At 67.9% G+C, this 25,151-nt stretch carries 25 protein-coding genes; 7 read left to right on the top strand and 18 right to left on the bottom strand.

Annotated features, from left to right (window positions below; genetic code table 11):
* Positions 1-121 precede the first annotated feature (121 nt).
* Positions 122-994 (top strand): thioredoxin, encoded by an 873-nt coding sequence (trxA, locus tag ACWKV7_RS09385; protein ID WP_483857393.1) that lies wholly within the window; start codon positions 122-124, stop codon positions 992-994.
* 218 nt (positions 995-1,212) lie between these two features.
* Here trxA and ACWKV7_RS09380 read toward each other — a convergent pair whose 3' ends face one another.
* Positions 1,213-1,560, bottom strand: coding sequence for a hypothetical protein (locus tag ACWKV7_RS09380; protein ID WP_483857392.1), 348 nt, complete (start codon positions 1,558-1,560; stop codon positions 1,213-1,215).
* Between the two features lie 110 nt (positions 1,561-1,670).
* Here ACWKV7_RS09380 and ACWKV7_RS09375 point away from each other — a divergent pair, with 110 nt between their 5' ends.
* The 4 genes from ACWKV7_RS09375 to ACWKV7_RS09360 all read left to right on the top strand — a co-directional run bounded on the left by ACWKV7_RS09375 (position 1,671) and on the right by ACWKV7_RS09360 (position 4,822).
* Positions 1,671-2,234, top strand: a complete 564-nt coding sequence (locus ACWKV7_RS09375; protein ID WP_483857391.1) for a DUF2796 domain-containing protein — start codon at positions 1,671-1,673, stop codon at positions 2,232-2,234.
* An 85-nt stretch (positions 2,235-2,319) separates the two neighbouring features.
* A complete protein-coding gene (locus tag ACWKV7_RS09370) occupies positions 2,320-3,024 on the top strand; it encodes an ABC transporter ATP-binding protein (RefSeq protein WP_483857390.1) in 705 nt (234 codons plus the stop codon).
* 2 nt (positions 3,025-3,026) lie between these two features.
* On the top strand, positions 3,027-4,292 hold the full coding sequence (locus ACWKV7_RS09365) for an ABC transporter permease (RefSeq protein ID WP_483857389.1): 1,266 nt from the start codon (positions 3,027-3,029) through the stop codon (positions 4,290-4,292).
* 11 nt (positions 4,293-4,303) lie between these two features.
* Positions 4,304-4,822 (top strand): DUF3299 domain-containing protein, encoded by a 519-nt coding sequence (locus tag ACWKV7_RS09360; protein WP_483857388.1) that lies wholly within the window; start codon positions 4,304-4,306, stop codon positions 4,820-4,822.
* Between the two features lie 11 nt (positions 4,823-4,833).
* Here the strand turns inward: ACWKV7_RS09360 and ACWKV7_RS09355 are convergent, their stop codons facing one another.
* The 7 genes from ACWKV7_RS09355 to ACWKV7_RS09325 all read right to left on the bottom strand — a co-directional run bounded on the left by ACWKV7_RS09355 (position 4,834) and on the right by ACWKV7_RS09325 (position 10,604).
* Positions 4,834-5,682, bottom strand: a complete 849-nt coding sequence (locus ACWKV7_RS09355) for a GNAT family N-acetyltransferase (protein ID WP_483857387.1) — start codon at positions 5,680-5,682, stop codon at positions 4,834-4,836.
* Positions 5,683-5,758: 76 nt separating this feature from the next.
* Positions 5,759-6,853 carry a tetratricopeptide repeat protein gene (locus ACWKV7_RS09350; RefSeq protein WP_483857386.1) on the bottom strand — a complete coding sequence of 365 codons (1,095 nt, stop codon included), beginning with the start codon at positions 6,851-6,853 and terminating at the stop codon, positions 5,759-5,761.
* Position 6,854: 1 nt separating this feature from the next.
* A complete protein-coding gene (locus ACWKV7_RS09345) occupies positions 6,855-7,535 on the bottom strand; it encodes a TonB family protein (RefSeq protein WP_483857385.1) in 681 nt (226 codons plus the stop codon).
* Positions 7,535-7,948, bottom strand: coding sequence for an ExbD/TolR family protein (locus tag ACWKV7_RS09340; RefSeq protein WP_483857384.1), 414 nt, complete (start codon positions 7,946-7,948; stop codon positions 7,535-7,537). The genes ACWKV7_RS09345 and ACWKV7_RS09340 overlap by 1 nt, the downstream gene beginning before the upstream one ends.
* Before the next feature lie 10 nt (positions 7,949-7,958).
* Positions 7,959-8,438 (bottom strand): MotA/TolQ/ExbB proton channel family protein, encoded by a 480-nt coding sequence (locus ACWKV7_RS09335; RefSeq protein ID WP_483857500.1) that lies wholly within the window; start codon positions 8,436-8,438, stop codon positions 7,959-7,961.
* Positions 8,439-8,493: 55 nt separating this feature from the next.
* Entirely contained in the window at positions 8,494-9,837 is a 1,344-nt protein-coding gene (locus ACWKV7_RS09330; RefSeq protein WP_483857383.1) for a MotA/TolQ/ExbB proton channel family protein, read from the bottom strand.
* The gene (locus ACWKV7_RS09325; RefSeq protein ID WP_483857382.1) at positions 9,834-10,604 is read right to left on the bottom strand and encodes a DUF3450 domain-containing protein; all 771 of its coding nucleotides are present in this window, start codon (positions 10,602-10,604) and stop codon (positions 9,834-9,836) included. Before ACWKV7_RS09325 ends, ACWKV7_RS09330 begins: the two co-directional genes overlap by 4 nt.
* A gap of 188 nt (positions 10,605-10,792) precedes the next feature.
* On the opposite strand from ACWKV7_RS09325, the gene ACWKV7_RS09320 reads away from it, so the two are divergent.
* Positions 10,793-11,491 carry an OmpW/AlkL family protein gene (locus tag ACWKV7_RS09320; protein ID WP_483857381.1) on the top strand — a complete coding sequence of 233 codons (699 nt, stop codon included), beginning with the start codon at positions 10,793-10,795 and terminating at the stop codon, positions 11,489-11,491.
* A 166-nt stretch (positions 11,492-11,657) separates the two neighbouring features.
* On the opposite strand, the gene ACWKV7_RS09315 is transcribed toward ACWKV7_RS09320, so the two are convergent.
* Together ACWKV7_RS09315 and ACWKV7_RS09310 are read right to left on the bottom strand one after the other, a co-directional pair.
* The gene (locus tag ACWKV7_RS09315; protein ID WP_483857380.1) at positions 11,658-12,590 is read right to left on the bottom strand and encodes an NAD-dependent epimerase/dehydratase family protein; all 933 of its coding nucleotides are present in this window, start codon (positions 12,588-12,590) and stop codon (positions 11,658-11,660) included.
* Positions 12,583-13,467, bottom strand: a complete 885-nt coding sequence (locus ACWKV7_RS09310) for a sugar nucleotide-binding protein (protein WP_483857379.1) — start codon at positions 13,465-13,467, stop codon at positions 12,583-12,585. The genes ACWKV7_RS09315 and ACWKV7_RS09310 overlap by 8 nt, the downstream gene beginning before the upstream one ends.
* Positions 13,468-13,833: 366 nt before the next feature.
* On the opposite strand from ACWKV7_RS09310, the gene ACWKV7_RS09305 reads away from it, so the two are divergent.
* Entirely contained in the window at positions 13,834-14,847 is a 1,014-nt protein-coding gene (locus tag ACWKV7_RS09305) for a MerR family transcriptional regulator (RefSeq protein WP_483857378.1), read from the top strand.
* A gap of 36 nt (positions 14,848-14,883) precedes the next feature.
* Here ACWKV7_RS09305 and ACWKV7_RS09300 read toward each other — a convergent pair whose 3' ends face one another.
* From ACWKV7_RS09300 to ACWKV7_RS09265, 8 genes are all read right to left on the bottom strand, one after another.
* Complete coding sequence (locus ACWKV7_RS09300) at positions 14,884-16,158, bottom strand: cation:proton antiporter (protein WP_483857377.1); 1,275 nt, start codon at positions 16,156-16,158, stop codon at positions 14,884-14,886.
* Positions 16,152-17,648, bottom strand: a complete 1,497-nt coding sequence (locus ACWKV7_RS09295) for a pyridoxal phosphate-dependent decarboxylase family protein (protein WP_483857376.1) — start codon at positions 17,646-17,648, stop codon at positions 16,152-16,154. The genes ACWKV7_RS09300 and ACWKV7_RS09295 overlap by 7 nt, the downstream gene beginning before the upstream one ends.
* Positions 17,641-18,927 carry an ATP-grasp domain-containing protein gene (locus tag ACWKV7_RS09290; protein ID WP_483857375.1) on the bottom strand — a complete coding sequence of 429 codons (1,287 nt, stop codon included), beginning with the start codon at positions 18,925-18,927 and terminating at the stop codon, positions 17,641-17,643. The genes ACWKV7_RS09295 and ACWKV7_RS09290 overlap by 8 nt, the downstream gene beginning before the upstream one ends.
* 9 nt (positions 18,928-18,936) lie before the next feature.
* Complete coding sequence (locus ACWKV7_RS09285) at positions 18,937-20,268, bottom strand: coproporphyrinogen-III oxidase family protein (protein WP_483857374.1); 1,332 nt, start codon at positions 20,266-20,268, stop codon at positions 18,937-18,939.
* 20 nt (positions 20,269-20,288) lie between these two features.
* Positions 20,289-21,116 carry an amidohydrolase family protein gene (locus ACWKV7_RS09280; RefSeq protein WP_483857373.1) on the bottom strand — a complete coding sequence of 276 codons (828 nt, stop codon included), beginning with the start codon at positions 21,114-21,116 and terminating at the stop codon, positions 20,289-20,291.
* Between the two features lie 95 nt (positions 21,117-21,211).
* The gene (locus tag ACWKV7_RS09275; RefSeq protein WP_483857372.1) at positions 21,212-22,795 is read right to left on the bottom strand and encodes an NAD(P)-binding domain-containing protein; all 1,584 of its coding nucleotides are present in this window, start codon (positions 22,793-22,795) and stop codon (positions 21,212-21,214) included.
* Positions 22,796-22,985: 190 nt separating this feature from the next.
* The gene (locus ACWKV7_RS09270; protein ID WP_483857371.1) at positions 22,986-24,011 is read right to left on the bottom strand and encodes a methyltransferase; all 1,026 of its coding nucleotides are present in this window, start codon (positions 24,009-24,011) and stop codon (positions 22,986-22,988) included.
* Between the two features lie 32 nt (positions 24,012-24,043).
* Positions 24,044-25,150 (bottom strand): DNA alkylation repair protein, encoded by a 1,107-nt coding sequence (locus tag ACWKV7_RS09265; protein ID WP_483857370.1) that lies wholly within the window; start codon positions 25,148-25,150, stop codon positions 24,044-24,046.
* Position 25,151: the final 1 nt, after the last annotated feature.

Genomic DNA, 25,151 nt, shown 5'->3' with positions numbered 1-25,151 from the left:
AGTCTGCGCGCGGGGAGAAACCGGGCACCTCCCGAGCTGGCGAAACCGAGCTTTCGCTTGAAGCTTGCGCCCCGAAGCAGGAAGCTATCGCCCTTTCTCTACCCGTATCGCCGAGACTTCCATGAGCGACCTTCCTTACATCTTCGACGTATCCGGCAGTGCCAACTTCGAGCAGCTGGTGATCGAAAACTCCTTCCACAAGCCGGTGCTGGTGGACTTCTGGGCCGAATGGTGCGCCCCGTGCAAGGCGCTGATGCCGATGCTGGCGCAGATCGCCGAGGACTATCAGGGCGAACTGCTGCTGGCCAAGGTCAATTGCGATATCGAGCAGGACATCGTCATGCGCTTCGGCATTCGCAGCCTGCCCACCGTGGTGCTGTTCAAGGATGGCCAGCCCGTCGACGGCTTCGCCGGCGCGCAGCCGGAGTCGGCGATCCGCGCCATGCTCGAACCCCATGTGCAGCAACCGCCGGCGCCGCAGGCCGACCTGCTGGGCAGCGCCCAGGCGCTGTATGCCGAGGGCCGGCCGAGCGAGGCCGAGGCGCTGCTCCAGCAACTGCTTGGCGAGGACAACCAGAACGCCGCGGCGTTGATCCTGTATGCCCGTTGCCTGGCCGAGCGCGGCGAGTTGGGCGAAGCCGAAACCGTGCTGGACGCGGTGCAGGGCGACGAGCACAAGCAGGCCCTGGCCGGCGCCCGTGCGCAACTGACCTTCCTGCGCCAGGCCAACGACCTGCCCGAAGTCGCCGACCTCAAGTCGCGCCTGGCGCAGAATGGCGAAGACGACGAAGCGGCCTACCAGCTGGCCATCCAGCAACTGGCCCGCCAGCAATACGAGCCGGCGCTGGACGGCCTGCTCAAGCTGTTCGTGCGCAACCGCAGCTACGCCGACGGCCTGCCGCACAAGACCCTGCTGCAGGTATTCGACCTGCTCGGCAACGACCACCCGCTGGTCACCCTGTACCGCCGCAAGCTGTACCAGGCGATCTACTGAGGGCACAGCCGGATCGCCGCGAGCCTCGCCCCTCTGGGCGAGCGCTTGTCTCCCCTCTCCCGCCGGGAGAGGGGCCGGGGGTGAGGGAATGCAATCCGGTCCAAGGAGGGTTAGCCGCGCAGTTCGAATTGCTCTCGACCATCCCCGGAACCCAGGCGCGCCGTAACCCACCAGGCGGACGGCCTGCTGGCGACCCGAGCAACCCTTCGCCGCTGCCGCTAGTCGCTGGGAACTTCACCCACCCAGCAATACACCGGCGCATCCGCGCCGCTTTCCAGTCTTACTTGGTCGCAATGGCGCAATCGCACCAGCAGCCGCTTGCCGGCCTCGGCGCTGCCGGCCAGGCCCTGCAACTCGGCGAGCAGTTGCGGCCCGTCCATGCGTCCAGCCTGGCGCAACAGCTCGCAGGTCATCTCCCACAATCGGTCGGCCGGCTCCGGTGGAGTCGTTGCCGGTTGCGGCTGCGCCGGCTGCAGGTGCTGCGCCAGCCGTGCCAAGTCCTCGTCGCCCAGCTCCACCTGCAAATCCACCGGCCAGTCGCCGATACGCCCACGAATTCTGATCATCGCCCGCTCTCCTTCCCAATCGGTGAATGCTCCCACGCGCACCCATGGCTGGCCAGTCGACGCAAAAACTTGTTATAACATAACAACACTTTGCCATTCGGAGACTCCCCATGCGCCGCCTGCTGCTCGCCCTGCCCTTCGTCCTGCCACCCCTGGCCATCGCCCAGGCCCATGAGCATGAACATCACGAAGGCCACGCCAGCCTCGGCGCCCACGAGCATGGCATCGCCCAGCTGAACCTGGCGCTGGACGGCAGTACCCTCGAGATCGAGCTGGAAAGCCCGGCGATGAACCTGGTGGGCTTCGAGCATGAAGCGAAGAGTGCCGGCGATCAGGCCAAGGTTGCCGCCGTGCGCCGCGAGCTGGAGCAGCCGCAGGCGCTGTTCGGCATTCCCGCGTCGGCCGGCTGCACGCTGGCCGGCCAGGAGCTGGAAAGCCCGCTGTTCGACGTCGAAGAAGAACACGGGCATGTCGAGGAAGAACATGAAGGGCACAGCGACATCCACGCCCACTACCACTTCCAGTGCGGCACACCGGATGCGCTCGAGGCCTTGAATCTCGGCGCGCTGTTCGCCACATTCCCCTCCATCCAGAAGATCCAGGTGCAGCTGATCGGTCCCAACGCCCAGCAGGGCCTGGAGGCAACGCCGAGCCGCGCCGAGCTGCGCTTCTGACCGCAGGAAAGATGGGCTGCGCAGGTGCGGCGATCCCTCTATGCTGCGCCAGCCCCTGCCAGGCCCTTCTCGCCATGGACTTGCTATGACCACACTGATCGAACTCGCCGACCTCGGCTTTGCCTGGCCGGGCCAGGCCGAATTGCTGGATATCCCGCAGTTCAGCCTGCAGCGCGGCGAAACCCTGTTCCTCAAGGGCCCCTCGGGCAGCGGCAAGACCACCCTGCTCGGCCTGCTCGGCGGCGTGCAGAAGCCCGGCCGCGGCAGCGTGCGCCTGCTCGGCCAGGACCTGACCACCCTGTCGGCTGGTGCCCGTGACCGCTTCCGTGTCGACCACACCGGCTACATCTTCCAGCAGTTCAACCTGCTGCCGTTTCTCTCCGTGCGCGACAACGTCGAGCTGCCCTGCCGCTTCTCCCGCCTGCGCGCCCAGCGCGCAATGCAGCGCAACGGCAGCATCGACCAGGCCGCCGCCAGCCTGCTGACGCACCTCGGCCTGCCGGCCGAGCTGCTCGGCCGCCGCGCCGATTCGCTGTCCATCGGCCAGCAGCAGCGGGTCGCCGCCGCCCGCGCGCTGATCGGCCAGCCGGAGCTGGTGATCGCCGACGAGCCGACCTCGGCGCTCGACGCCGATACCCGCGAGGCGTTCCTGCGCCTGCTGTTCGCCGAATGCCGCGAGGCCGGGGCCAGCCTGCTGTTCGTCAGCCATGACCAGAGCCTGGCGCCGCTGTTCGACCGCAGCCTGTCGCTGGCCGAACTCAACCGAGCCGCCAAGCCCGTGGAGGTCTGAACGTGCATCTGCTACGCATCGCCCTGGCCAGCCTCGCCAACCGCCGCTTCACCGCGCTGCTCACGGTATTCGCCATCGCCCTCTCGGTGTGCCTGCTGCTGGCCGTCGAACGGGTGCGCAACGAGGCGCGCGCCAGCTTCGCCAGCACCATCAGCGGCACCGACCTGATCGTCGGCGCGCGCTCCGGCTCGATCAACCTACTGCTCTACTCGGTGTTCCGCATCGGCAATGCCACCAACAACATCCGCTGGGACAGCTTCGAAAAGATCGCCAGCGGCCCGAAGGTGAAATGGGCGATCCCGATCTCCCTCGGCGACTCCCACCGCGGCTACCGGGTGATGGGCACCAGCGTGGCCTACTTCGAGCACTACCGCTATGGCCGCGGCCAGTCACTGCACTTGGCCGAGGGCCGCGCCTTCGCCGACGACCCGTTCGAGGTGGTGCTCGGCGCCGAAGTGGCCAGGGCGCTGAACTACCGCCTCGGCGAAGAGATCGTGCTGGCCCATGGCGTGGCCACCATCAGCCTGCTCAAGCACGACGACAAGCCGTTCAAGGTGGTAGGCATTCTCGAGCGCACCGGCACGCCGGTGGATCGCACCCTGCATATCGGCCTGGCCGGTATGCAGGCGCTGCACATCGACTGGCAGAACGGCGTGCCGGCCCGCGGCGCCGGCAAAGTCAGCGCCGAGCAGGCACGGACCATGGACCTGCAACCCAGGGCCATCACCGCCGCCCTGCTCGGTCTGAACAGCAAGATCGCCACCTTCGCCGTGCAGCGCGAGATCAACGAATACCGCGACGAACCGCTGCTGGCGATCCTGCCGGGCGTCGCCCTGCAGGAACTGTGGAGCCTGATGGGCACGGCGGAGAGGGCGCTGTTCGTGGTCTCGCTGTTCGTCGTACTCACCGGGCTGATCGGCATGCTCACGGCGATTCTCACCAGCCTCAACGAGCGCCGGCGGGAAATGGCCATCCTGCGCTCGGTGGGCGCGCGGCCCTGGCACATCGCCGGCCTGCTGGTGCTGGAGGCCTGCGTCCTGGCCCTCGCCGGGCTGCTGCTCGGCCTGGCCCTGCTGTATCTGGGCATCGCCCTGGCCCAGGGCTATGTGCAGGCCAACTATGGCCTGTACCTGCCGCTGGCCTGGCCGAGCCGCTATGAGTGGGGCCTGCTCGGCGCTATTCTTGCTGCCGCCCTGCTGATGGGCAGCGTGCCGGCCTGGCGCGCCTATCGCCAATCGCTGGCCGATGGCCTGTCGATCCGACTGTGAGGAAGTACCCGATGCCGCGCTCCCTGCTCGCCCTGCTACTTGCCCTGCCGCTGCTGGCCGCGGCCGCCGACGTGCGCGAGCTGACCTGGGGCGAGATGATGCCCCCGGACGCCGCCCTGCCCGCACCACCGGCGCCGGTGCACGATCTCTCGCAGTTGGCCGATGCGCTGGCCGCCGAGAGCGGCCCGGCCGCCATCCAGCAGACCCCGGAGGCACCGGTGGTCAAGGAACTGGACGGGGTGCAAGTGAAGCTGCCCGGCTACATCGTGCCGCTGGACGTAAGCGAGGAAGGCCGGGTGACGGAATTCCTGCTGGTGCCCTACTTCGGCGCCTGTATCCACGTGCCGCCGCCGCCCTCGAACCAGATCGTGCATGTCACCAGCGAACTGGGCGTGCTGCTCGATGCGCTTTACCAGCCGTTCTGGATAGAAGGCCCGCTGAAGGTCGAGCACGTCAGCAGCGAGCTGGCCGAAGCGGGCTATCGCATGGAGGCGAGCAAGATCTACCCCTACGAACTGCCGGATAGCTGATTCGGCACCACTCAGCCCAGCTCGAAAGTGGTGATGCCATAGACCCGCGACAGTTCGATGGCAGGCGCTGCACCGACATACATCCGGGCGGTTTCGAACACGCAGTGCATGCCCTGCGCCTCGACCAACGCCATGGCCTCGGCATTGGCGGTCGGCACATCGAGGAACACCTGCGCGCCGGCCGGCGCCTGGGCACAGAGCGCATCGAACAGGCCGCGAGCCACCGGCGGTGCGTCGGCCAGCAAGGGGCCGATCTTGTACCCCTCGCGACAGCGGCGAATCACGCCCCAGCCCAGCAATTGGCCGTGCTCCTGCCAAAGCAGCGCATGGGCGTCCGGCATGCTCAGCCAGGCCCGCAGGAAGGCGTCACGCGGTGCGGGGAACACCCGCCGGTCATCGTCACGGAGCGCGGCGAAATCCTGCGCGGCCACCGGCCGGATCGCGTCGGCAATGGGCTGGTCCGGAGTCACGGCCTTGCCGGCATAGCGGGCATTGCGCCAGGCCAGGGTGAAGCCGGACTTGCGGTAGTTGTCCTGCTGCTCCGGCACGCCATCGAGACCGACCGCCTGCCCGGCCAGGCGCGCCATGCCGGCTTGCCAGAGGCGCATGCCGATGCCCCGCCCGCGATATTCAGGCAGCACGATGTACAGACCGATGAAGCCGAACTGCCCGGCATAGGACACCGCACTGATGCAGCCCACCGGCTGGCCATCGACTTCGGCCAGCAGGAAGCCCTCAGGGTCGGCCTGGTAGAAACAGGCCGCGTCGTGCAGGCCGGGATTCCAGCCTTCGCGCGCGGCCAGTTCGATGGCGAAGTCGAGTTCTTCGCGGCGCAGGGTGCGGATAGAGCAAGCGGACATGGCCGGAGCCTCCGTTTCGCGGCAAAACCCGATCCTGGGTGATCGCGACGACCGGCGTCAACCGATCGCCGGGTCGTCAATCCGCCCTGGCCAGGCGCTGCTGTTCGCGCTCGAAGGACAATTCGCCTTCGGCCCATTGCCGCCAGCGGCGGGTCTGGCCAGGCTCGGCACCGGCCCGTTCGGCCTGCTTGAGCGCGTCCAGCCCGGCCTGCCAATGGGCCTGCTCCAGCTCCAACTGGGCAACCGCCAGCCATTGCTTGCCATTGCCGCTGCGTGCGGCCAGGGCGCGGTACAGCGTAGCCGCCTCGTCGCGCTCGCGGGCTTGCCACCAGAGCTGGGCCAGGCGCTCCTCGCGCAGGGCGGTGCGCGGCAGCAGGCCGCTGTCGAGCATGCCGGCGAGCAATGTGGCGCCCTGCCAGGGCTGGTCGGCGGCGCTGGCGAGCGACACCAGGTTGTCCAGTTGCTCGGCGGAAAACCGCAGGCCCTTGCTGTGGGCGGTGCGCAGGGTCGCCAGGGCCTTGTCATGGCGACCGCCGAGCTGCTGCAGCCCGGCCAGCTGACGCCAGGCGTTCAGGCTGTTCGGCTGGCGCAGCAACAACTGGCGCTGCCAGCGTTCGGCCTGGGCGTAGCGCTTCAACTCGGCATTGCCGGCCACCAGGAATTGCAGCCAGCTATCGGCGGCCTGGGCATTGTCGTGCACATAGCGCTCGGCGATGGGCAGCGCCAGGTCCAGTCGGCCCATGCCCTGATAGGCCTGGGCCAGCAGTTGCAGGTGCTCCTCGCCTGCCTGCGCCGGCGCCGGGGCGAGCAGTTCCGCCGCCTTGGCGTGACGCCCCACGAGCAGATTGAGCTTGGCCAGGTTGAAGCGGTCATCCTTCAGCAATTGCGCATCGAGCTTGCCGCTGGCCAGGGCCTTGTCCAGCCAGTCGATGGCCTCGGCGCCGCGCCCGGCCGCCCAGGCCAGGTAGCCGCGACTGCGCCAGACCAGCGCCTGCTCCAGGCTGCCGGGCTTGGCCTGGGCGCCGTCCAGGGCCCGCTTGGCGGCGGCGTAGTCGCCCTGCTGCTGCGCCGTACGCGCCGTTTCCAGGGCACGGAACACGCCCGGCTCGACGGTCACCGCCGCCTGGGCAGCGCCCGCGGCGAGCAGCAGCAGAAGTATCAGGTGGCGCATCTCAGCCCTCCTTCTTCAGGCGAAAGTACAGGGTTTTCACCGCTTCGCGCGCAACCGCCAGGCCACCCTCGGTGCGCGGGGCGAAGCGCCAGCGCGCCGCGGCACGCCGGGCCTCGCGCTCGAACACGTTGCGCGGCTTGGCCTCGAGCACGCGAATGTTTTCCACACTGCCGCCGCGGTTGATGGTGAAGGCCAGCTTCACGTGGCCCTCGATGCCGCGCTGGATAGCGTAGTCCGGGTACTCCGGACGCACTTCGTTGAGCGGCACCACTTCGCTCTCCAGCAGCGCCGAACCGCCGACGTCGCCGTTGTCGGCCGGCAGGCTAGGCGCCGCTGCGGCATTGAGGCCGTCCAGGCTCGGCGACGGCGCACCTGCCAGGCTGACGCTGCCGCTCAGCGTCGGCAGTTCCAAGTCGAGACTGGGGGCCTGGGCGCTGGGGGTGGCGGTCATCGGAGTGGGCGGTGCCGGTGCCTGCGGGGGCTTGGCCTGCGGCGGCTGCGGCGCCTGTTGCCGGCTGCGGCTGCTGGCGGTGCTGGAATCCTTGGCCATGCGCACAAAGTTGGCCACCGTCAGCGGGTCTTCGGCGATGGGCTGGCGCGGCGGCGCCACCAGATAGAGCATCAGCGCGAACAGCGCCAAGGCCACCAGGCAGGCAGCGGCGAAGCTCACCGGCAGCCGCATCAGCGTGTCCCTGCGCTGGCAGCGAGGGCAACGTCATGCACGCCGGCCTGGCGCGCCTGGTCCATCACTTGCACCACCAGCCCGGTACGCGCGTCGCGGTCGGCCTGCACCACCACGGCGCCTTCCGGCTGGTCGACGCGCAAGCGCTCGACGTGGGCGCGCACGCTGCGCAGGTCGACAGCCTGCTTGTCCAGCCAGATCTGCCCGTCGGCGGTCACCGCGATGAGGATGTTGCCCTTGTCCTGCGGGCTGGCGCTCTGCGCCTCGGGGCGCTGCACCTCGATGCCCGACTCCTTGATAAAGGAGCTGGTGACGATGAAGAAGATCAGCATGATGAAGACCACGTCTAGCATCGGCGTCAGGTCGATGCCGGTGTCTTCGTCTTGCTGGTAGTGATGACGGCGCATGCGCATCGGTCGATCCTCAATCGTGACGCAGCTGGTCGGCCAGCCGGTCGATGGCCTGGCGCGCGTTGCGTTCGAGACGCGCCAGGCTGAACAGTCCAGTAATGGCCAGCAGCATGCCGGCCAGGGTCGGCAGGGTCGCCTGCCAGACGCCAGCGGCCATGCCGCGCGGGTCGCCGGTGCCGTTCACGGCGAGCACGTCGAACACCGCGACCATGCCGCTGACGGTGCCCAGCAGGCCGAGCAGCGGGTACAGCGCCACCAGGGTCTTGGCCAGCCGCAGCGGCGCCGCCAATTGCTGCTGGGCCTGGGCCAGCCAGGCGCTGCGCACCGCGCGCCGCCAGCCGCCGGCACCGGCCAGCCCGGCCCAGGCCTGGCGCCGCTCGCCGGCCCACAGCGGGAAGACCCGGCGCATGTACCACAGGCGCTCGAACACCAGCGTCCAGTAGACCACGCAGAGCGCCGCCAGCGCCCACATGACCAGGCCACCGGCGGCCATCAGGTCGAGCAACGCGTAGGCGTTGTCGACCAGGCGCAGCCAGGCGGCGTAGAACTCAGTCACGGCGCGGCGCCCCCGACAGGTGCAGGGCGATCAGCCCGGCACTCTGTTGCTCCAGCAGTTGGATCAGTGCCTTGCTGCGACTGGCCAGCAGGCTGTGCAGGAACAGCAGCGGAATCGCCGCCACCAGGCCGAGCACGGTGGTCACCAACGCCTGGGAAATGCCGTCGGCCATCAGCCGCGAGTCGCCGCCACCGCTCTGGGTGATGGCCTGGAAGGTCAGGATCATGCCGGTCACGGTGCCCAGCAGGCCGAGCAGCGGGGCAACGGCGGCGAGCAGCTTGAGCAGGCCCTGGCCGCGCTCCAGCGGCGGGGTCTCCTGCAGGATCGCCTCGTCCAGCTTGAGCTCCAGGGTTTCCAGGTCGGACAGCTGCGGCTGCGGGCCGAGCACGCCGATCACCCGGCCCAGCGGGTTGTCCGCGCGCGGCGCCCCCAGCTCGCGGGCCTGGCGATTCACCGCGCGGGACACGCCGGAGAGGTAGGCCAGGCGCCAGACGGCCAGCAGCAGGCCAAGCAGGCCGAGGGCAATGATCACGCCGCCGACCAGACCGCCCTGCTGCACCCGGTCCCACAGGCTGGGCTGGCGTTGCAGCTGCGCCAGCAGGGTGCCGCGGCTGGGATCGATGGGCAGCGCGGCGAGCGCGTCGTCACTGTGCAGATAGTCGCCCACCAGGCCGATGCCCGACGGCTGCCGCGGCGGCGCGATCAGCTCGCCGGCATCGGCGTCGTAGCGCAGGAAGGCCTCGTCGCCATAGGCGGAGAAGGTGCCAACCCGCAGCACCGGCTGCAGTGCCCGGCGACCGTCGGCGGTCACCACCGGCAGCTCGACGCGCTCGACCCGGCCGCTGGCGGCGAGGTCTTCGAGTAGCAGCATCCAGTAGCCGTCGAGGTCTTCGGCGGAGGGCAGCGCGCGGCTCTCGGCCAGGGCCTTGAGGCGTTGCAGACGCTGCGGATACTGGGCGTTGAGCAGGCCGTCCTGCCATTGCCCGGCGACATCGCCGGCACTCTGGCGGATCACCCCGAACAGTTCGCCGAGGTGGCCGGCACGCTGGGCGAGCAGTTGCTCCTGCTCGGCAAGCTGTGCCTCATGGCGGTCGAACTCGGCCTTCAGGCGTTCGGCCTCGGCCTTCTGGGTCGCCAGCGCGGCGCGCGCGGCGGCGAGCAATTGCGCCTGCTGGCCGCGACGGGCAAGGAACGCCTGCTCGCGCTCGGCCATGGCGCTGGCCTCGGCGGCGCGCTCGCTGCGGATACGCTGCAGCAATTGATCGGGCGTGAGCGGCTCGGCAGCCATGGCCAACGTGGGCAGCAGGACGAGCAGCAGAAGCGGCAGACGACTCATCGGGCGGCCTCCTCGGCCAGGGTCTTCACGGGCAGGGTCAGGTAGGCCGGAGCCTGCTGCTGGCGGGCGATGGCGATGGCCTGGGTCAGCGGACGCCGGGCGCTGCCATCGAGCGATTCCCACGCGTGTTGCTGCGGGTTCCACCAACCGCTCTCATGTCCGTCGAGGGTTTGGTAATAGAGCATGACGCGGCCCAGGCGAAGGTATTCCACGCTGCGCGCCTCGCCGCCAAGGCTCAGCTCGCCACGCCAGGCTTCCAGCGTGCGGCCGTAGTCGCTCTCGATCTGGTAGGCCTCGAGAATGCGCCGGTATTTCTCTGCCAGGCTGACATCGGCCCGCGGCAACAGCTCGCGCAGGGCGGCCAGGCGGTCGGCGCGCTCCTCGGGCAGGAACGGTAGGTCGGCGGCGATGAACTCGCCGAGCACCTCCACCATGCGGCGCATCTGCGGGGTCACCGCCTGCTGGGTGCGCTCGATGCCGTCCAGTTGCTGCTGGTAGCCGTCCAGTTCCTTCTGCTGAGCCGCGACCAGCTCGCGCAGCTGGGCGTTGTAATCCTTCAGCGCCTCGGCCTGCTGCAAGGCGGCACGGTAGTCGAGCAACATCTGCCGGCTGGCGTCGTCCAGTTGTTCGATGCGCGCCTGGGAGGCCTTGGCTTCCTCGGCCAGACGCTGGCTCTCGTCGAGCGCCGCATCCAGGGGCGCCGCGCTCAGCGGCAGGCTCACCAGCGCCAGCGAAACGGCCAGCAGGCGGGTGGAGAAAGGGGTCATGGAAGTCCTCGCCAGACGATCTACATAAAAAAGAGAAACATTATCATCCGCAACCACAGAGCAAGGCAATGGGGACAAAAAGCCGCACCCCGAGCAGGGTTATCCATTGAGCTGGATCAACTCGCGCCGCGTTGCGCTCCCTACCATGACGGTCAGCCAACACCCCTATGACTCGATTGGAGTTCACCATGCGTAAGATCCCGTTCATTGCCTCCCTGCTGGCCCTGGCGCTGGCTGCTCCGCTGGCCCAGGCTCACCAAGCCGGCTCGATCATCGTGCGTGGCGGCGCCGCCACCGTCGACCCGCATGAAGACAGCAGCCGCATCTCCACCGCCGCCACCGGCCCGGTCGCCGGCACCAAGGCAGGCGTGGACAGCAATACCCAGCTTGGCCTGACCGCCACCTACATGGTCACCGACCACGTCGGCATCGAGCTGCTGGCGGCCACCCCGTTCAGCCATGGCATCAGCGTGTCCGGTATCGACGCGGCGCTGGGCGCACCGGCCGGCACCTTCGACGGCAGCTTCGCCGACGTCAAGCACCTGCCGCCGACCCTGTCCGTGCAGTACTACCCGCTGGAGGCCAGCTCCCAGGTGCAGCCCTATGTCGGCGCCGGCATCAACTACACGCTGTTCTTCGACGAGGACCTGACCAGCCGGCAGAAGGCCAACGGCTTCAGCAACCTGGAGCTGGACGATTCCTTCGGCCTGGCCCTGCAGGCAGGCGTGGACTTCATGCTGACCGACAACGTGCTGCTGAACGCAGCCGTGTGGTACGTGGACATCGACACCCAGGCCACCGCCCAGCACAACGCCCTCGGCAAAGTGAAGGTGGATGTGGACATCGACCCCTGGGTCTATATGGTCGGCCTGGGCTACAAGTTCTAAGGGTAAGTCCCGCGACCCAGAGCCAGTCGTGTAGGGGCGAATTTATTCGCCTGGCTGAGTCGCCGACAGGCGGAGCGCCGCGCCGGGCTCAACCGCAAGGGAGGTCACAGCCTCCCTTTTTCTTTTCCACTGGCGGCGCTCGAACACGCCACGGGCGCCCAGCCGCTCACGCCAACCCCAGCAACCGCGTCAGGCCGATACGCATCGGCGTCGGCTCGGCTACCGCATAACGTGCCAGCAGCCGCGCATTGTTCGCCCGCGAATGGCGAATATCGCCGGCGCGCGCGTCGGCATGGATCACCGGCGGCAAGCCGCCGAGCACCGCATCGATCTCCGCCAGCAACTGGTTGAGGCTGGTGGCGCGATTCAAGCCGACGTTCACCGCGCCCTGCTCGACCTGCGCCGCCTCCAGCGCCTGCACCAGGACCCCGACCAGATCGCCGATGTAGAAGAAGTCGCGGGTCTGCTCGCCATCGCCATACACCGTGATCGGCTGCCCCTTGAGCGCGCGCTCGGTGAAGATGCTGATCACCCCCGAATAGGGCGAGGACGGGTCCTGCCGCGGCCCGTAGATATTGAAGAAGCGGAAGATCGCTGGGGTGAAGCCGTGCTGTCGGCGGTAAAAGTCCAGGTAGTGCTCGCTGGCCAGCTTGTCCGCCGCGTAGGGCGTCAGCGGCGCCTTCGCCGTCTCCTCATCGATGGCCTCGCCTTCGCCGTTGTTGCCGTAGACCGCCGCGCTGGAGGCGAACAGCACGCGCCGGACGCCGTGCTGGCGCATCGCCTCGCACAGATTCAGCGTGCCGATGAAATTGCTGCGATGGGTGGCCACCGGATCTTCTACCGAGGCCTGTACCGACGCCACCGCCGCCAGATGGGCGACCGCCTGGCAACCCGCCACTGCCCGCAGCAGCAGAGCCGCGTCGGCGACATCGCCTTCGATCAGTTCCAGCGCCGGATTGTCCAGCGGCAGGTTGCCGGGCTTGCCGGTGGAGAGATTGTCCAGCACGCGCACGCGGTAGCCCCTGGCGAGCAGGGCGTCGATCAGATGGGAACCGATGAAGCCGGCGCCACCGGTAACCAGAACGGGAGCATCAGTCATGGCGGTAATAGCGATCCAGTAGGGCCGGCAACGCGGCACGCCAGGCGCGCGGCTTGATGCCGAAGGTATGGAGGATTTTCTTGCAGGCCAGCACTGCGTGCTGCGGCTCGTCGCCGGCATCCGGGCGGGCGGCGTGGGCCTGCGGGGTGATCTGCTCGACGGTCAGGCTGCGAAAGCTGCGCGCCTCGCTGAGCACCGCCTGGCCGAGGGCGAGCGCTGTGGTCGCCTCGTGTCCGCCGTAGTGAAAGGTGCCCCACAGCGGGGCGGCGCAATCGAGTTGCTTGAGCACCGCGAGGATGACCCGCGCGGCGTCGTCCACCGGGGTCGGATTGCCGCGCCGGTCGTCGGCCAGGAGCAGCTCGCTGTCGCGCTCGGCGCGCCGCAGGAAGCGGCCGAGCTGACCGTCGGCGCTGTCGTCGAGCAACCAGCCGAAGCGCAGCAGCACGTGCCGCGGGCAAACCGCGCGAACGCTCTGTTCGATGCGCCAGAGCGCCTGACCGCGCAGGCCGAGCGGCACCGGCTCCTCCTTTTCGCTGTAGGCGGTGGCCCGCGAGCCGTCGAATACCCGATAGCTGGAGGGCTGCAGCAGAATGATGCCGTGGTGCTGGCAGAGTTCGGCCAGCCGCTCGACGGCCTCTTCCTGGACGAGGAAGCGTGCGGCGTCCACCTCTTCGGACTGGAACCAGTCGAAATAGAACGCCAGGTTGATCAGGGCATCGGGGCGGGTGTCGTCGAGCAGTTGGGTCAGGCTGGCGACGTCCCAGCCGTCCTTGGGCGGGCGCGGGGCGAGAAAGCTTATGTCCTCTTCGGCACCGAGGCGGATCAGGGCCTGCCCCAGTGCATTGCCGCCACCCAGTAGCATCAGGCGCATACGCATGTGTTTCGCAGGGCTCCGGTCAGCGCAGCCGCAGGCCGCAGCAGGCGGGTCGCCCGCGCCATCGGCTGGTACGAGCGGTGAACTCGGCCATCGCGGCCTCCTGGTCTGGTGGTCAAGGGAAAGGCGCGGCGCGCCGAATGCGGCATTGTGCGGTTTTCACGGCGGGGCGTCACTAGTTCAGGCGGCAAGCGGCGCTTGGGCAAGGCGTGACGCGCCCCGCTTCCTCGGCGCGCCCTTTCCACGCGCTGCCGACCCGGCCTCTTTCTTTACTTCGCAAAAGTGACGAAGAATTCTTCGCCTCCCGCTTGACCCTCACGCAACGTCAGGCCGGAGCATCTCAGCCACACGGACCAAGGGAGCAAACCCATGCTGCTCAAAGTAGGCGAATTGGCCAAGCGCTGTGGCCTGACTGTCAGGGCGCTGCATCACTACGACAGCATCGGGCTGCTGAAACCCACCGTGCGCTCCGCCGCCGGCTATCGCCTGTACGACCGCGCGGATGTCGCGCGCCTGCACCAGATCCAGGCTCTACGCGGCCTGGGCGTGGCGCTGGCGGATATCGGAGCGATCCTGAACCGGCAGGACGTGCCGCTTTCCTCCCTCATCGAACAGCAGCTCTGCCAGCTCGACCGGCAGATCGCCCAGCACACCCGGCTGCGCGAGCGCCTGGCCAGGTTGCAGGCGCAATGCCTGACCGGGGAGGAGCCGGAGCTTGCCGACTGGTTGGAAACGCTGGAGATGATGAGCATGTACGACAAATACTTTTCCCAGGAAGAACTCGCCAAGCTGCCGTCCTACCAGAGCGCCGGCCGATGGCCGGGACTGGCGACCGAGGCGGCCACGCTGATGCGCCGTGGCGTCAGCCCGCAGAGCGACGAAGCCCAGGCCCTGGCGCGGCGCTGGATGGTGCAACTGCAACGGGACACCGGCGGCGACCCGCGCCTGCTGGCCAGGCTGGATTCGATGCATGCCGCCGAGCCGGGTATGCGCCAGCAGACCCAGGTAAGCCATGAGATGGCCGACTATGTGCTGACGGCCTTCGCCGAGTCCAAGCTGGCGATCTACCAGCGCTACCTGACGGCGGAGGAGTTCGCCTTCATGCGCGCCCACTACATCGACAGCATGCGCGAATGGCCCGGCCTGCTGGCGCAGTTGCGCCAGTACCAGGACGACGGCATCGCCGCCGACGCCCCGCCCATGCGCGCCCTCGCCGCGCGCTGGCTCGAGCTGTTCCGGGGCTATGCCGGCGACGACCCGGCCACCCAGCGGAAGATCCGCCAGGCCAATGCCGAGGAATCTGCCTTGCGGGAAGGCTCCTGGGCCGATCCGCAGTTGCTGGCTTACCTCGGCGAAGCGGTGAATGCCTTGCAGGCCGCCTAGCAGGCAGCGTTGCCCCGGGCCACGGCCCGGGCGCGTTCAGGGGTGGCCGCTGAGCCCCGTGGCGAGCTTGGTCCGGGCGCTGCGCCGGGTTTCCAGCATGTTGAGCAGCGGTGCAGTGATCAGCGTGGAGACCAGGGCCAGCAGCACCAGCACGGAGAACAGCGCCGGCGGCACCAGCCCCAGTTCGTGGGCGATGTTCAACACCACCAGCTCCATCAGGGCGCGGGTGTTGAGCAACACTCCGATGCGCAACGACTCGACGCCCGGCAGCCCGGCGATGCGCGCCGCCAGGGCGCAGCTCAACCCCTTGCTCAGGCAACCAGCCGCGACCCAGCCAACGCAGAGCAACACCTCGTCGGCGCCGGAGAACGTCGACAGCTCGACCTTCATGCCGGTGTAGAAAAAGAAGATCGGCACCAGCACCACATTGACGAAGGGCGTGACCTTCTGGTTCCACTGCCGCAGCAGGCCGCGGCACTGGTATAGCGAGGTACCCAGCAGGAAGCCGCCGACCACGGCGAAGATGCCCAACCAGGCGGTCAGCGCGCCGACCAGCAGCACGCCGCCGGCCAGCAAACCCATGCCGCTGTCGCTAAGACCCTTCTCGGAGTGTTCCTGCCGGAGGTAATAGCGCACCAGCGGCGGCCGCACCCCGAAGAACAGCACGGCGAGAAACAGCGCGATTACGCCGCTCTGCAGGGCGATCGCCTGCAGCTCCTGGCCGGTGGCGAAGACCACCACGGCGCCGAGGATGATCCAGCCGAGCAGATCGTTGAGTCCGGCGGCGGTGATAGTGATCACCCCGGCCTCGGTGTTCTGCAGGTTGCGCTCCAGCAGGATGCGCCCGAGGATCGGCAGCGCGGTGATGGAAAAGGCCACGCCGCAGATCAGCATCAACCCCAGGCGGTTCTCCACCGGATGGGCGGCGGCATACATCGCCGCGGCGAGCATGCCGGCGAGAAACGGGATCGGAATGCCCAGCAATACGATCCAGGACACCGCGCGCTTCGACTGGCGCCGCTTCAACAACGCGAAGTCGAACTCCATGCCGACCTGAAACATCATCAGCACGATGCCGATCTGCGCCATGACGCTCAGCACCTGTCCGGTGTGCCCGTGCAGGTAGCCGGAACTCGCCGGCCACAGGGCGCTCAGGGCAATGCCCAGGAGAATGCCGCCGGTAATCTCGCCGACCGCGCGCGGCTGGCCGTAGCGCACGGCAAGGCTGCCGGCCAGGCGGCCACAGATGACGATGCTCGCCAGGGCGACGAGGATGACGATCAAGGGGGTCTCGAATCCACTGCCTAGCATGATCTTTCTCCTTCGGGGAACGCGCGTTCGACGGCCGGCAGCAGTTCGTCCAGCAGGTCCTTGAAGCGCTCCATGTGCGCGGGGGTGGTGGCGTAGTTGCTGATGGCGACACGCAGGTAGACCCGGCCGCGCCAGTCGAGCCGGGTCGGGTAGGCCGCGCCGCTGTCCTGGCACCGCTGCACCAGCTCGGCGGTCAGCGCATCGCCATGGCCACCGGTGTGGCCGGCCAGGCGAAAGGCCACCAGCGGCATGTGTTCCTGCTGGGGCAGCAACTGATAGCGCGGGTCGGCGCCGAGCAGTTCCTTCAGCCGCCCGGCGCAGTCGAGCATGCCTTGCAGTGCGTCGCGGTAGCCCTGCGCGCCGAGGTGCTGGAGCAGGCACCAGAGCCCCAGGGAACGGAACTGCCGGGTGCCGTAGAGGTTCATCTTGAAGGTGTCCAGCTCGCCCAGCTCTTCCCAGTAATGCCCGCCGGACCAGAACGACTCGCCGAGCCGCTCGCCGTTGCGCACCAGCAGGCAGCCGACGCCAAAGGAGGCGAACATCCACTTGCAGGGGTCGAAGGTGATGGAGTCGGCACGCTCGATGCCGGCCATCGCCCGGCGCGGTTCCGGCAACGCCGCCATCGCCAGCCCTGAGGCGCCGTCCACGTGGAACCAGGCGGAGTATTCGGCGGCCAGTTCGGCCAGTTCATCCAAGGGATCGATGGCACCGGAGGCGGTGGTGCCGGCGGTGCCGATCAGGCACAGCGGGCGCAGCCCCTCGGCCACGTCGGCACTGAGCCGTTCGCGCAGTTGGTCGATGTCCAGCGCACCGAACCGGTCGGTATCGATCAGCACCAGCGCATTGCGGCCGAAGCCCAGGGTGTCGAGCGCCTTGCCGACGGAGAAATGCCCCTCGCAGGACATGTACACCCGCAGCCCGCGCGGATCGAGCCCTTCGGCCTGGACACGCTTGCCGAGCAGCTGGTCGCGGGCCAGTTTCAGCGCGACCAGGTTGGCCAGGGTGCCGCCGCCGGTGAAGATGCCGCCGGGCAGCGTGCCCTCCACCGCCGGCAGGCCGAACAGCTCGCGCAGCCAATGCAGCACCTGCACCTCGATGGCGGTGGCGGCCGGACCGGCACGCCAGGCACCGGGCGTCTGGTTCAGCGCGCTGCCGAGAAAGTCCCCCAGCACCGTCGCTGGGTGCGGTCGCGGCGAGATATAGCCGAAATAGGCGGGATGGGCGACGTTGCACAAGCCCTCCTGCATCAGGGCCACAGCCTCGGCCAGCACGGCGGGCAGGGGCTTGCCGCCCTGCGCCACCGGCGCCGGCCGGGCGGCCAGTTGCTTGAGGCGTTCGCTGCCGCCGAGCAGCGGCCAGCGCTCGGGCTGCTGCAGGTAGTCGCCGAGCAGCGCCAGCACACTTTCGCCGGCCTGTTGCACGGCTTCGCGCTCGCCGGCACCCGGCTCGGCGCGGGTGGTCGGCGCAGGTAGATCCTGTAGCTCAAGCATGCCCGTCTCCCTGGCTGTCGATATGCAGACGCACACTGGCCTGGATCTGCCGGTGGAGGTCCAGCAGCGCCTCGCGCCGCTCGCCACCGAGCAGGTAGTAGCAGAAATGCGGCTGTGCCGAGCGCGGCATGGCCTGCACCGGATCGCCCGGCTGGCACAGCACCACCAGATGCTTGAGTGCCGCCAGCCCCTCGAACACCTCCAGCCCGTCCACCTGCCGCAGGATGCCGCTCTGCTCGATCACCACCCCGCCGAACAACGCGGCCCCATGCTCGGGATGCGCCTCGTGCAGCACCGGCAGGCCCAAGGCCAGGCGCGCCTGCATGGCGTAGACGCCGTGGCCGGTCAGCAGCTCGATGGTCTGCACCGTATAGCCGCCCCCCGGGCGCAATCCTGCCTCAAGTACGCAGGGTCGGCCGTCGGCATAGCGGATCTCCACGTGGGCCGGCCCTTCCCGCAGGCCGAGGCCACGCGCGGCGGCGATCGCCAGGCGACCCAACTCCCGCTCCGCCGCCGCGCCCAGCGAGGTCGGCCAGACCGATGCCGACTCGGCGAAATACGGTCCCGGCGCCGGTGCTTTCTCCAGCACCGCCAGCACCTGATCGTCGCCATCGGGCAGCAGGAACACATCGACGCTGACTTCGGCCCCCTCGCAGAAACTCTGGGCGATCAGCTTCAGGCTGGACTGGCCGTAGGCGAAGCGGTTGCGATCGAGGGCCGCATCGACATCCACCGCCTGCTCGACCATGCCGAGCAACTGCTCCACCGCCGCGCCGCACTGCGCCTCGGAGGTCACCGCGATCACCCCCTGGCTGTTCATCGAGTCCACCAGCTTGAGCACCGCGCGACCGCCCAGTTGCTGTTCGATGATTGGCCAGGCGAAACGCGGGTCGCCAATCGGCACGGTCTTCGGCACGGCGATGCCCTGGCTCTCCCACAACAGCGCGGACAGGTACTTGTTGCGGCTGGCCAGCGCCGCCACCGACGGCAGCCCACGCAGACCCAGCGCCTCGCAGAGCTGCGCGGTGGCCACCACCGTGCCCTCGTTGACCGGCAGCAGCGCGGCGAACGGGCGGTCACGGTGATATTCGACCACGGCCTGGCGCAGCGTCGCGGCCGACCACAACGGCACCGCCAGCAAAGCCTCCACTGCCGGGTGCCCGGCCAGTTCCGGCGCGGCGTTGCCGATCAGCACGAGGCGATAGCCCTGCTCGGCCAGGCGCTCGATCAGGTAGCGGCTGGGGTACGCATGGATGATGCCGATTCTTGGCTGTTCCATGGCGGTCTCCTAGAACGACCCGGTACGGGTACCGGCCTTGTTCGCCAGGGCAATCACCGCCTCGTCGCCGACCCGCCGCTGGGCCGCTTCGAACAGGTCGGTGGTCATGTTGTTGTTCCACAGCTTGCCGCGTTCGGAAACGTGGAACGCCTCGTCGGTTTCGTAGAGCAGGCCATGCTCGATCCAGGCCGCCAGCAGCTCCGGCGGAATGGTGGCGAGCGCGGCCTGGTGCGCCTTGTCGATGCGCAGGAACTTGGGAAACATCACCGCGCCGCGGTTCTCAGGATGACCCAGCGCTGCCGAGGTCTTCTCCACCACCGACACCCCGGCCTCGATGCCTTCCATGTACTTGTTGACGTTGCCATGCAGCATGTACGAGCAACCGTCCACGTAGCCCCTGGCCGAGGAGCCGACCGCCAGGGTCTCCGCGCGATGCTCGCCGGCACCGCCGCCCCAGAGTAGGCGGAAGTACTCGCAGACGCGCCCCTTGCGGCTGTACACCTGATCGGCCACGTTGGCGTAGCCGGCGCGCTCCAGGCTGTGGCGCAGTTGCTCGAACAGCGCCAGCATCATCGGTTCGGAGGGCTTGGGCGGAATGCTGCCCTCGGCCATCTGCCGCTTGAACTTGGGCGGAAAGGCAAAGTAATGCAGGTTGTAGTAATCGATGCTGTCGAAGTCGTCCTCGACCAGCCGGCGAATGTCCTGCTCCAGACTGCCGAGGGTCTGCCCAGGCAGGTTGTACATCATGTCGACGTTGATCTCGTCGAAGGCGAACTCGCGGCCGTTGCGCCGCACCCGCTCGATGTCGTCCAGGGTCGCGGCGATGTTGAAGTGGCTGCGCAGGCTCGGCTCGTAGGTCTGCAGGCCGAAACTGATGCGCTGCACACCATGCTTCTTGAGCACCTCCAGCCGTTGCGGATCGCCAAGGGTTTTCGGCTCGCCCTCGAAGGAAATCTCCACCGCCGGATCGAGGCTGAAGGACGTTGCGATGCAGTCGAGGATGCGGCCGATCTGCTCGGCGGACAGCACCGAGGGCGAACCGCCGCCGAAGTAGATCGCCTTCAGGGTGCTCGATGCACCGCGTGCGCTGGCGGCGGTGCGCTGGATGTCCAGGCACAGCGCCTGGGTGTAGCGCTCGTAGATGGCCACGTCCTTGTCCACCCGCACGTGAAACGGGCAGAAGCGGCACATGTCCTGGCAATAGGGAATGTGCACGTAGAGCAGGGTCTCGATGTCCGCCGTCACCGGTTGCTCGAAGATCGCCTGCAGGCGCCGGGCGTCCAACTGCGCTTCGAGCAGCGGATAGAAGTAGTAAGTGACCGGGAAATAGGTGCTGTACATGGTGTGTCCTCCGGACGGGATCAGCCCTGGGCAGCAGCCAGGACCCGGCTAGCGTTGCCGCCGAGGATGGCGTGCAGCGCGGCCTCGTCGAAGCCCGCGCCGAGCATGCCCTCGCGCACCGCGCTGTAGCTGCCGCAAACCGGCAGGTCGGAGCCGAACAGCACCTTGCTCTGCACCTCGGGCTTGGTCAGCAGCCACTCGACCACGGTGCCCGGCGGCACCAGCGCGGTATCCAGGTAGACGTTCTCGTAGTGGCAGGCCATGTCCAGCGCCTCGTCGTACCAGGTCGGCTTGCCGCCATGGGCGAACACCACCCGCAGGCGCGGAAACGTCTCCACCAGGCGGCGATAGTCGCCCGGACGGATGTACAGCTGCGAGGCGTCGCGCTGGGCGGTCAGGCCGGTGTGGAACATGATCGGCTGACCGGCCTCCTCGCAGCGCGCATAGACCTGCATCATCACGTCGCTGTAGGGATCGAAGTCGTGGTCGGCCGGGTAGAACTTGTAGCCCTTGATGCCCTGGGCCCGGTCACGCTCCCACTCGGCCAGCGGGTCCTCATGGAAGTTCGGGTTGATGTTGCCGAACGGCACGAAGAACGGATCGTCGCCGCAGAATTCGGCGATCAGCGTGCTGTCGATGGAAAAGTTGGTGCCGGGGCCGCATTCGGCGAGGATCACTGCCCGGGTGACACCGCGCTCCTGCAGGTAGCGCTTGAGTATCGACGGCGACGAGAAGATCTCGCTGACCTTGACGCCCTCCTCGAACGGAAACTTGGTCAGCAGGCCCTGGATGTCATCGCGAAGATGGCTGAATTTACCGGCGTGAATGTGGAAATCGACGACTTGCATGTGCATGACTCCTGAAATGCGGGAAAACGCCAGGAACAGGCCGGCGCTCCGCACGGCAACGCCGCGCGGGAACCGGACCGATTCGCTCGATGGGGTCAGGAAACGGCGAGTACCTCGGCCAGCGGCTCGTCCAGGCACACCGCCGCCTGGATGAACGCCAGCACCGGCTCGATGTGCTCCGGCTCGCGCCACTCCGCCGCCAGGTCCTCGATGACGTGGTGCTCGGCGCACAACTGCCCGTCGCGGTAGTGGCGGATGATCGGATGCAGGAAGTTCGAATCCTCCGCCCGGCGCACGTTGTCGCGCGCGATACGGGGTACGTTGAAGGGGTTGTCGAACTTGCGCGTGCCGAACTCCAGGGTCAGCAGGAAGAATTCGTCACCGGGCCCCGCCCAGCGCTCCCTGGCGTAGTCCACCGGCAGCTCCTCGTAGCAGCGCACGCTGCCGTCGGTACGATCCAGCACCAGCACGTCGGCGAGGAAGCCCGGCTGCTGCCATAGTGCCGAGGTCTGGTTGACCCGCGCCATGATGTCGGCGGTCAGGCTTTGAGCGTCCAGCGGCACGCCCCGTTCCGGGTAGCTCATGTCGCAGTAGCGCTCCAGCAGCAGGCCGCAGAGGGTACGCACGTTGTAGCGGAAGCCATGGATGAAGCCGGACATGTACTTCTTGTAGTCGCGGTACTGCATCAGGGTGCCGGCGAAGTACAGGTCCGGCACATTGCTCGACTGCCAGTCGCTGCCCTGCTCCGGCAGCTTGCCCATCGAGCACAGCGCCGGCAGGCAGCTGTCGTCGAAGATACCGGTATCGAAGCGGAAGCCGGTGCAGGCGATCACCTGGTCGTACTCGATGACCTCCTGCTCGTCCTCGGCATGCTTGTAGCCGAACGCAACCCGGTACTTGTCGCCGACCTTCTCGATGGCCTGCACGTCGGCGTCCAGCACCGCGTTCTGCGACTTCAGCTGGTAGGTGTCCAGCACGCCGTTGTTGACCGCGCGCAAATGGCCGACGTAATGGGTCGACCAGGCCATCTTCAGCGGGTTGGGGCTGGCCAGGTGGATCATCGCGGCGTGCTCCATCAGCGCTTCGGCGGTCTCGAAAGCCGAGTTGCCCTTGCCGAGGATCAGCACCCGCTTGTTGGTCAGCGCTCGGGGGTCGACGTCCATATCGCAGTAGGTCGGCACGCTCTCGATGCCGGGGATGGCCGGCAGCCAAGGGGTATAGACGCCGGTGGCGACGATCAGCACCTTGGCGAAGAGGCGTTCGCCGCCGGCCAGCTCGACGCAGAAGCGGCCGTCGCGGCTGACCCGCTCCACCTTGGCGTTCGTCCGCACATTCAGCCCGTAGCGATCGGCGTAGTCGCCGAGGTACTCGGGCATCTTGTCGGCGGTGGGGAAATAGCTGTGGCTGTAGTGGGTGAACAGATGGCGATCGACTTCGCAGCCCAACACCGAGTTCCAGTCCCAGCGCAGGTTGATCTCCGGATCGCTGTAGCCGGTATGCACCTTGTTAATGGAAATCAGCTTTCTGTGCCGTGGGTACTTCTCGAAGAATGCCCCCGGCTTGTCCGCCCCTTCCAGGATCAGATAGTTGCGTCCTGCCCTGTCCAGGTGATAGCCCGCCTGCAAACCGGCGGGGCCCGCCCCCAGGATCAGGAACTCGAAGTCCTTGATAGATTCCATCACTGCCTTGTCTCCTCAATACACGCGTTTCGCGATTTCGGGCGACCTCGTACTGCAGAATCGATGTCTGTTTTCTTGTTGGTTTGGACTTACTTGCGCAGAAACTTGAAAGTTGTGTCTTGGTTACTCTTATTGTTCTTGTCGGTATCGGACGAATGGAAAGTTCGCTATGCGGCGGCGCTGGCCACCGTCAGCAATAGCCAATCAGCGCATGCTTCTCGCCGCTGGAGCGCAGCTCGCGAACGTCGCCGAAGCCGGCCCGCTCCAGCAGCCGCCGGTAGTGCGGCGCCGTTCGGTGCATGCCACCGGTCTCCAGCATCATCGCCAGGTCCTGCATGACGCCCATGAACGGACCGGCCCGCTCCGTGTCGAGCAGGCGTTCGAGCACCAGTACCCGGCCGCCGGCGCCGAGCGCCTCGCGCACCCGGCGCAGCAGCGCCACGCAGCGCTCGTCGTCGTAGTCGGAGAGGATGAAGCCCAGCGCATAGGCATCGGCCGGTGGCAGCGGGCTCTGCCAGAAATCGCCGCCCAGGAAGCCGACCCGCTCGGCGAGCCCGGACTTATCGATGTAGCGCCGGCAATGCGGCTCCACCGCCGGCAGGTCGAACACCCGTGCTTTCAGCGTGGGAACCGCCTCGGCCGCGGCAATGGCCAGCGAGCCGGCACCGCCGCCCAGGTCCACCAGCGTGCCGACGCCCTCCACCAGGCCCAGCCCCACCAGCTCGCGGGAGGCGCCATAGCTGAGGTTCCACATTGCCCCGTGGAAGGCCGCGGCACGTTCGTCGTCGGCGAAGATATGGTCGAACGGCGAGCCGCTCTCGCCGCGCTCGCCGGCCAATACCGACCACTGCGGCCGCCCCTCGCGCACGGACGCGCCGAGATGGGCGAACAGCGGCACGGTGTTGTCGCGGAAGTGGTTGAGCAGCGGGCCGAGGTACTCGGGCGAAGCCGGGTCCAGCATCGGGCGCAGCCCGGCGTGCAGCGCGTAGCGATCATCCATGCGGGAGACCAGCCCCCAGCAACTGGCACCGTCCAGAAAGCGCGCCAGCGCCTGCGCATCCAGCCCCAGGCTGGCCGCCAGTTCCGCCGCCGCCACGGGCCGCTCGGCCATGCCGGCGAAGATCCCTAGCCGGTCGCCCTCCAGCAGCAGTGCGGTTGCCATGAACCCGTAGAGCGCGGTGTTGAAGGGGTTGCCCCCCATCTGCGGTATTGCCACAAGAACCTCCCTGCCATAGCTCCGCGGATCGATCAGTGACGGACTTCGAACGCCGACTCCGCCTTGACCTGTCCATTGATGATGAGGTGAACCTGGTGTTCGCCGGGGTAATAGGCCCGCGAGGCGCGGTTCTCCAGGCGATGGGTGCGCTCCAGGGTCAGCGCGCCGGCGCTCACCGACCTGCGCTTGCTCCACTTGAACACGCGGCGATTGATCTGGCCGCGGGCACCCGGCGCAAGGATGGCGTAGTCGATCATCAGCCCGTCCAGCCGGCCTTCGATGTGCAACTCGCAGCTCAACTGCAGATCGGAGCCCAGGGCAATGGCCAGTGGCGCCACCGAGAAGCGCGGCACCGTCAGCGCCGCGGCGGCGGGATACCCGAGCAGTTCGAGGGCCTGCGGGTGCCCCTGGCGCGCCAGGGTGCGCAGGCCGTGGCGGGTGATCCAGGCCAGCGTGGCGCTGCCGGGCTGCGCGCGCTTCCACGCGCTCAGGGTGTCGACCACCAGGTCGGCATGATCCTTGGAAATGTCGTTGAGGTTGTTCGCCACCGAGCGACGCACGTACTCGGACGGATCGTCCTTCAGCTTGTCCAGCAGGGCGATCACCGGCACCGGGTCGGCCAGCAGCGACGGCACCTGGGTCGCCCAGGGCAGGCGCGGGCGGGTGCCCTCGGACACCAGCCGGCGCACGTGGTAGGACGGATCGCGGGTCCAGCCTTCGAGCACGGCCAGGGTCTGGGCCAGGCGTGCCTGCAGGAACGGCCGGATGGCGAATTCACCGGTGAAACGCTGGGTGACCTGGTGAATGGCACGCATCGACTCGTCGAAGTACTCGATGCCGTGGCGCTCGATCACGTCCGCCACCACCCACACCGGGAAGCCGCTGACTTCCCCGCTGAACCGGCCGGGAATCGGGCCGAGGGCCTGGCAGAGCACGTCGATGGCGCGCGGATACGGCAGTCCCAGGCCGGCCCACAAGGCATCGGCCAGGGCCCTTACCCGGGCCTTCATCTCCAGGTCGAGCAGGGTATAGGGCACTGCCGCGTCGTAGCGCGCCAGGTCGAACTCGGGACAGACGCAGGCGGTCCGTTGCGACAGTTGCTCGGCCAGCGCGAAGTCGAAGTAGTCTTTGAAATCCATT

This window comes from Zestomonas ipomoeae, assembly GCF_057128665.1.
This window is presented reverse-complemented; position numbering and strand designations above follow the sequence as displayed.

Bases quoted from the DNA above. Each gene is read 5' to 3' on its own strand.
- ACWKV7_RS09335 (WP_483857500.1), bottom strand. From the start codon at position 8,438: ATGGCCGCCGGTGGCCTGGTCATGTGGGCGCTGGCGGCGCTCTGCGTG.
- ACWKV7_RS09330 (WP_483857383.1), bottom strand. From the start codon at position 9,837: ATGAGTCGTCTGCCGCTTCTGCTGCTCGTCCTGCTGCCCACGTTGGCC.
- ACWKV7_RS09265 (WP_483857370.1), bottom strand. From the start codon at position 25,150: ATGGATTTCAAAGACTACTTCGACTTCGCGCTGGCCGAGCAACTGTCG.
- ACWKV7_RS09345 (WP_483857385.1), bottom strand. From the start codon at position 7,535: ATGCGGCTGCCGGTGAGCTTCGCCGCTGCCTGCCTGGTGGCCTTGGCG.
- ACWKV7_RS09375 (WP_483857391.1), top strand. From the start codon at position 1,671: ATGCGCCGCCTGCTGCTCGCCCTGCCCTTCGTCCTGCCACCCCTGGCC.
- ACWKV7_RS09320 (WP_483857381.1), top strand. From the start codon at position 10,793: ATGCGTAAGATCCCGTTCATTGCCTCCCTGCTGGCCCTGGCGCTGGCT.
- trxA (WP_483857393.1), top strand. From the start codon at position 122: ATGAGCGACCTTCCTTACATCTTCGACGTATCCGGCAGTGCCAACTTC.
- ACWKV7_RS09360 (WP_483857388.1), top strand. From the start codon at position 4,304: ATGCCGCGCTCCCTGCTCGCCCTGCTACTTGCCCTGCCGCTGCTGGCC.
- ACWKV7_RS09355 (WP_483857387.1), bottom strand. From the start codon at position 5,682: ATGTCCGCTTGCTCTATCCGCACCCTGCGCCGCGAAGAACTCGACTTC.
- ACWKV7_RS09310 (WP_483857379.1), bottom strand. From the start codon at position 13,467: ATGCGTATGCGCCTGATGCTACTGGGTGGCGGCAATGCACTGGGGCAG.
- ACWKV7_RS09350 (WP_483857386.1), bottom strand. From the start codon at position 6,853: ATGCGCCACCTGATACTTCTGCTGCTGCTCGCCGCGGGCGCTGCCCAG.
- ACWKV7_RS09295 (WP_483857376.1), bottom strand. From the start codon at position 17,648: ATGCTTGAGCTACAGGATCTACCTGCGCCGACCACCCGCGCCGAGCCG.
- ACWKV7_RS09325 (WP_483857382.1), bottom strand. From the start codon at position 10,604: ATGACCCCTTTCTCCACCCGCCTGCTGGCCGTTTCGCTGGCGCTGGTG.
- ACWKV7_RS09285 (WP_483857374.1), bottom strand. From the start codon at position 20,268: ATGTACAGCACCTATTTCCCGGTCACTTACTACTTCTATCCGCTGCTC.
- ACWKV7_RS09340 (WP_483857384.1), bottom strand. From the start codon at position 7,948: ATGCGCATGCGCCGTCATCACTACCAGCAAGACGAAGACACCGGCATC.
- ACWKV7_RS09370 (WP_483857390.1), top strand. From the start codon at position 2,320: ATGACCACACTGATCGAACTCGCCGACCTCGGCTTTGCCTGGCCGGGC.
- ACWKV7_RS09280 (WP_483857373.1), bottom strand. From the start codon at position 21,116: ATGCAAGTCGTCGATTTCCACATTCACGCCGGTAAATTCAGCCATCTT.
- ACWKV7_RS09300 (WP_483857377.1), bottom strand. From the start codon at position 16,158: ATGCTAGGCAGTGGATTCGAGACCCCCTTGATCGTCATCCTCGTCGCC.
- ACWKV7_RS09275 (WP_483857372.1), bottom strand. From the start codon at position 22,795: ATGGAATCTATCAAGGACTTCGAGTTCCTGATCCTGGGGGCGGGCCCC.
- ACWKV7_RS09290 (WP_483857375.1), bottom strand. From the start codon at position 18,927: ATGGAACAGCCAAGAATCGGCATCATCCATGCGTACCCCAGCCGCTAC.
- ACWKV7_RS09380 (WP_483857392.1), bottom strand. From the start codon at position 1,560: ATGATCAGAATTCGTGGGCGTATCGGCGACTGGCCGGTGGATTTGCAG.
- ACWKV7_RS09315 (WP_483857380.1), bottom strand. From the start codon at position 12,590: ATGACTGATGCTCCCGTTCTGGTTACCGGTGGCGCCGGCTTCATCGGT.
- ACWKV7_RS09305 (WP_483857378.1), top strand. From the start codon at position 13,834: ATGCTGCTCAAAGTAGGCGAATTGGCCAAGCGCTGTGGCCTGACTGTC.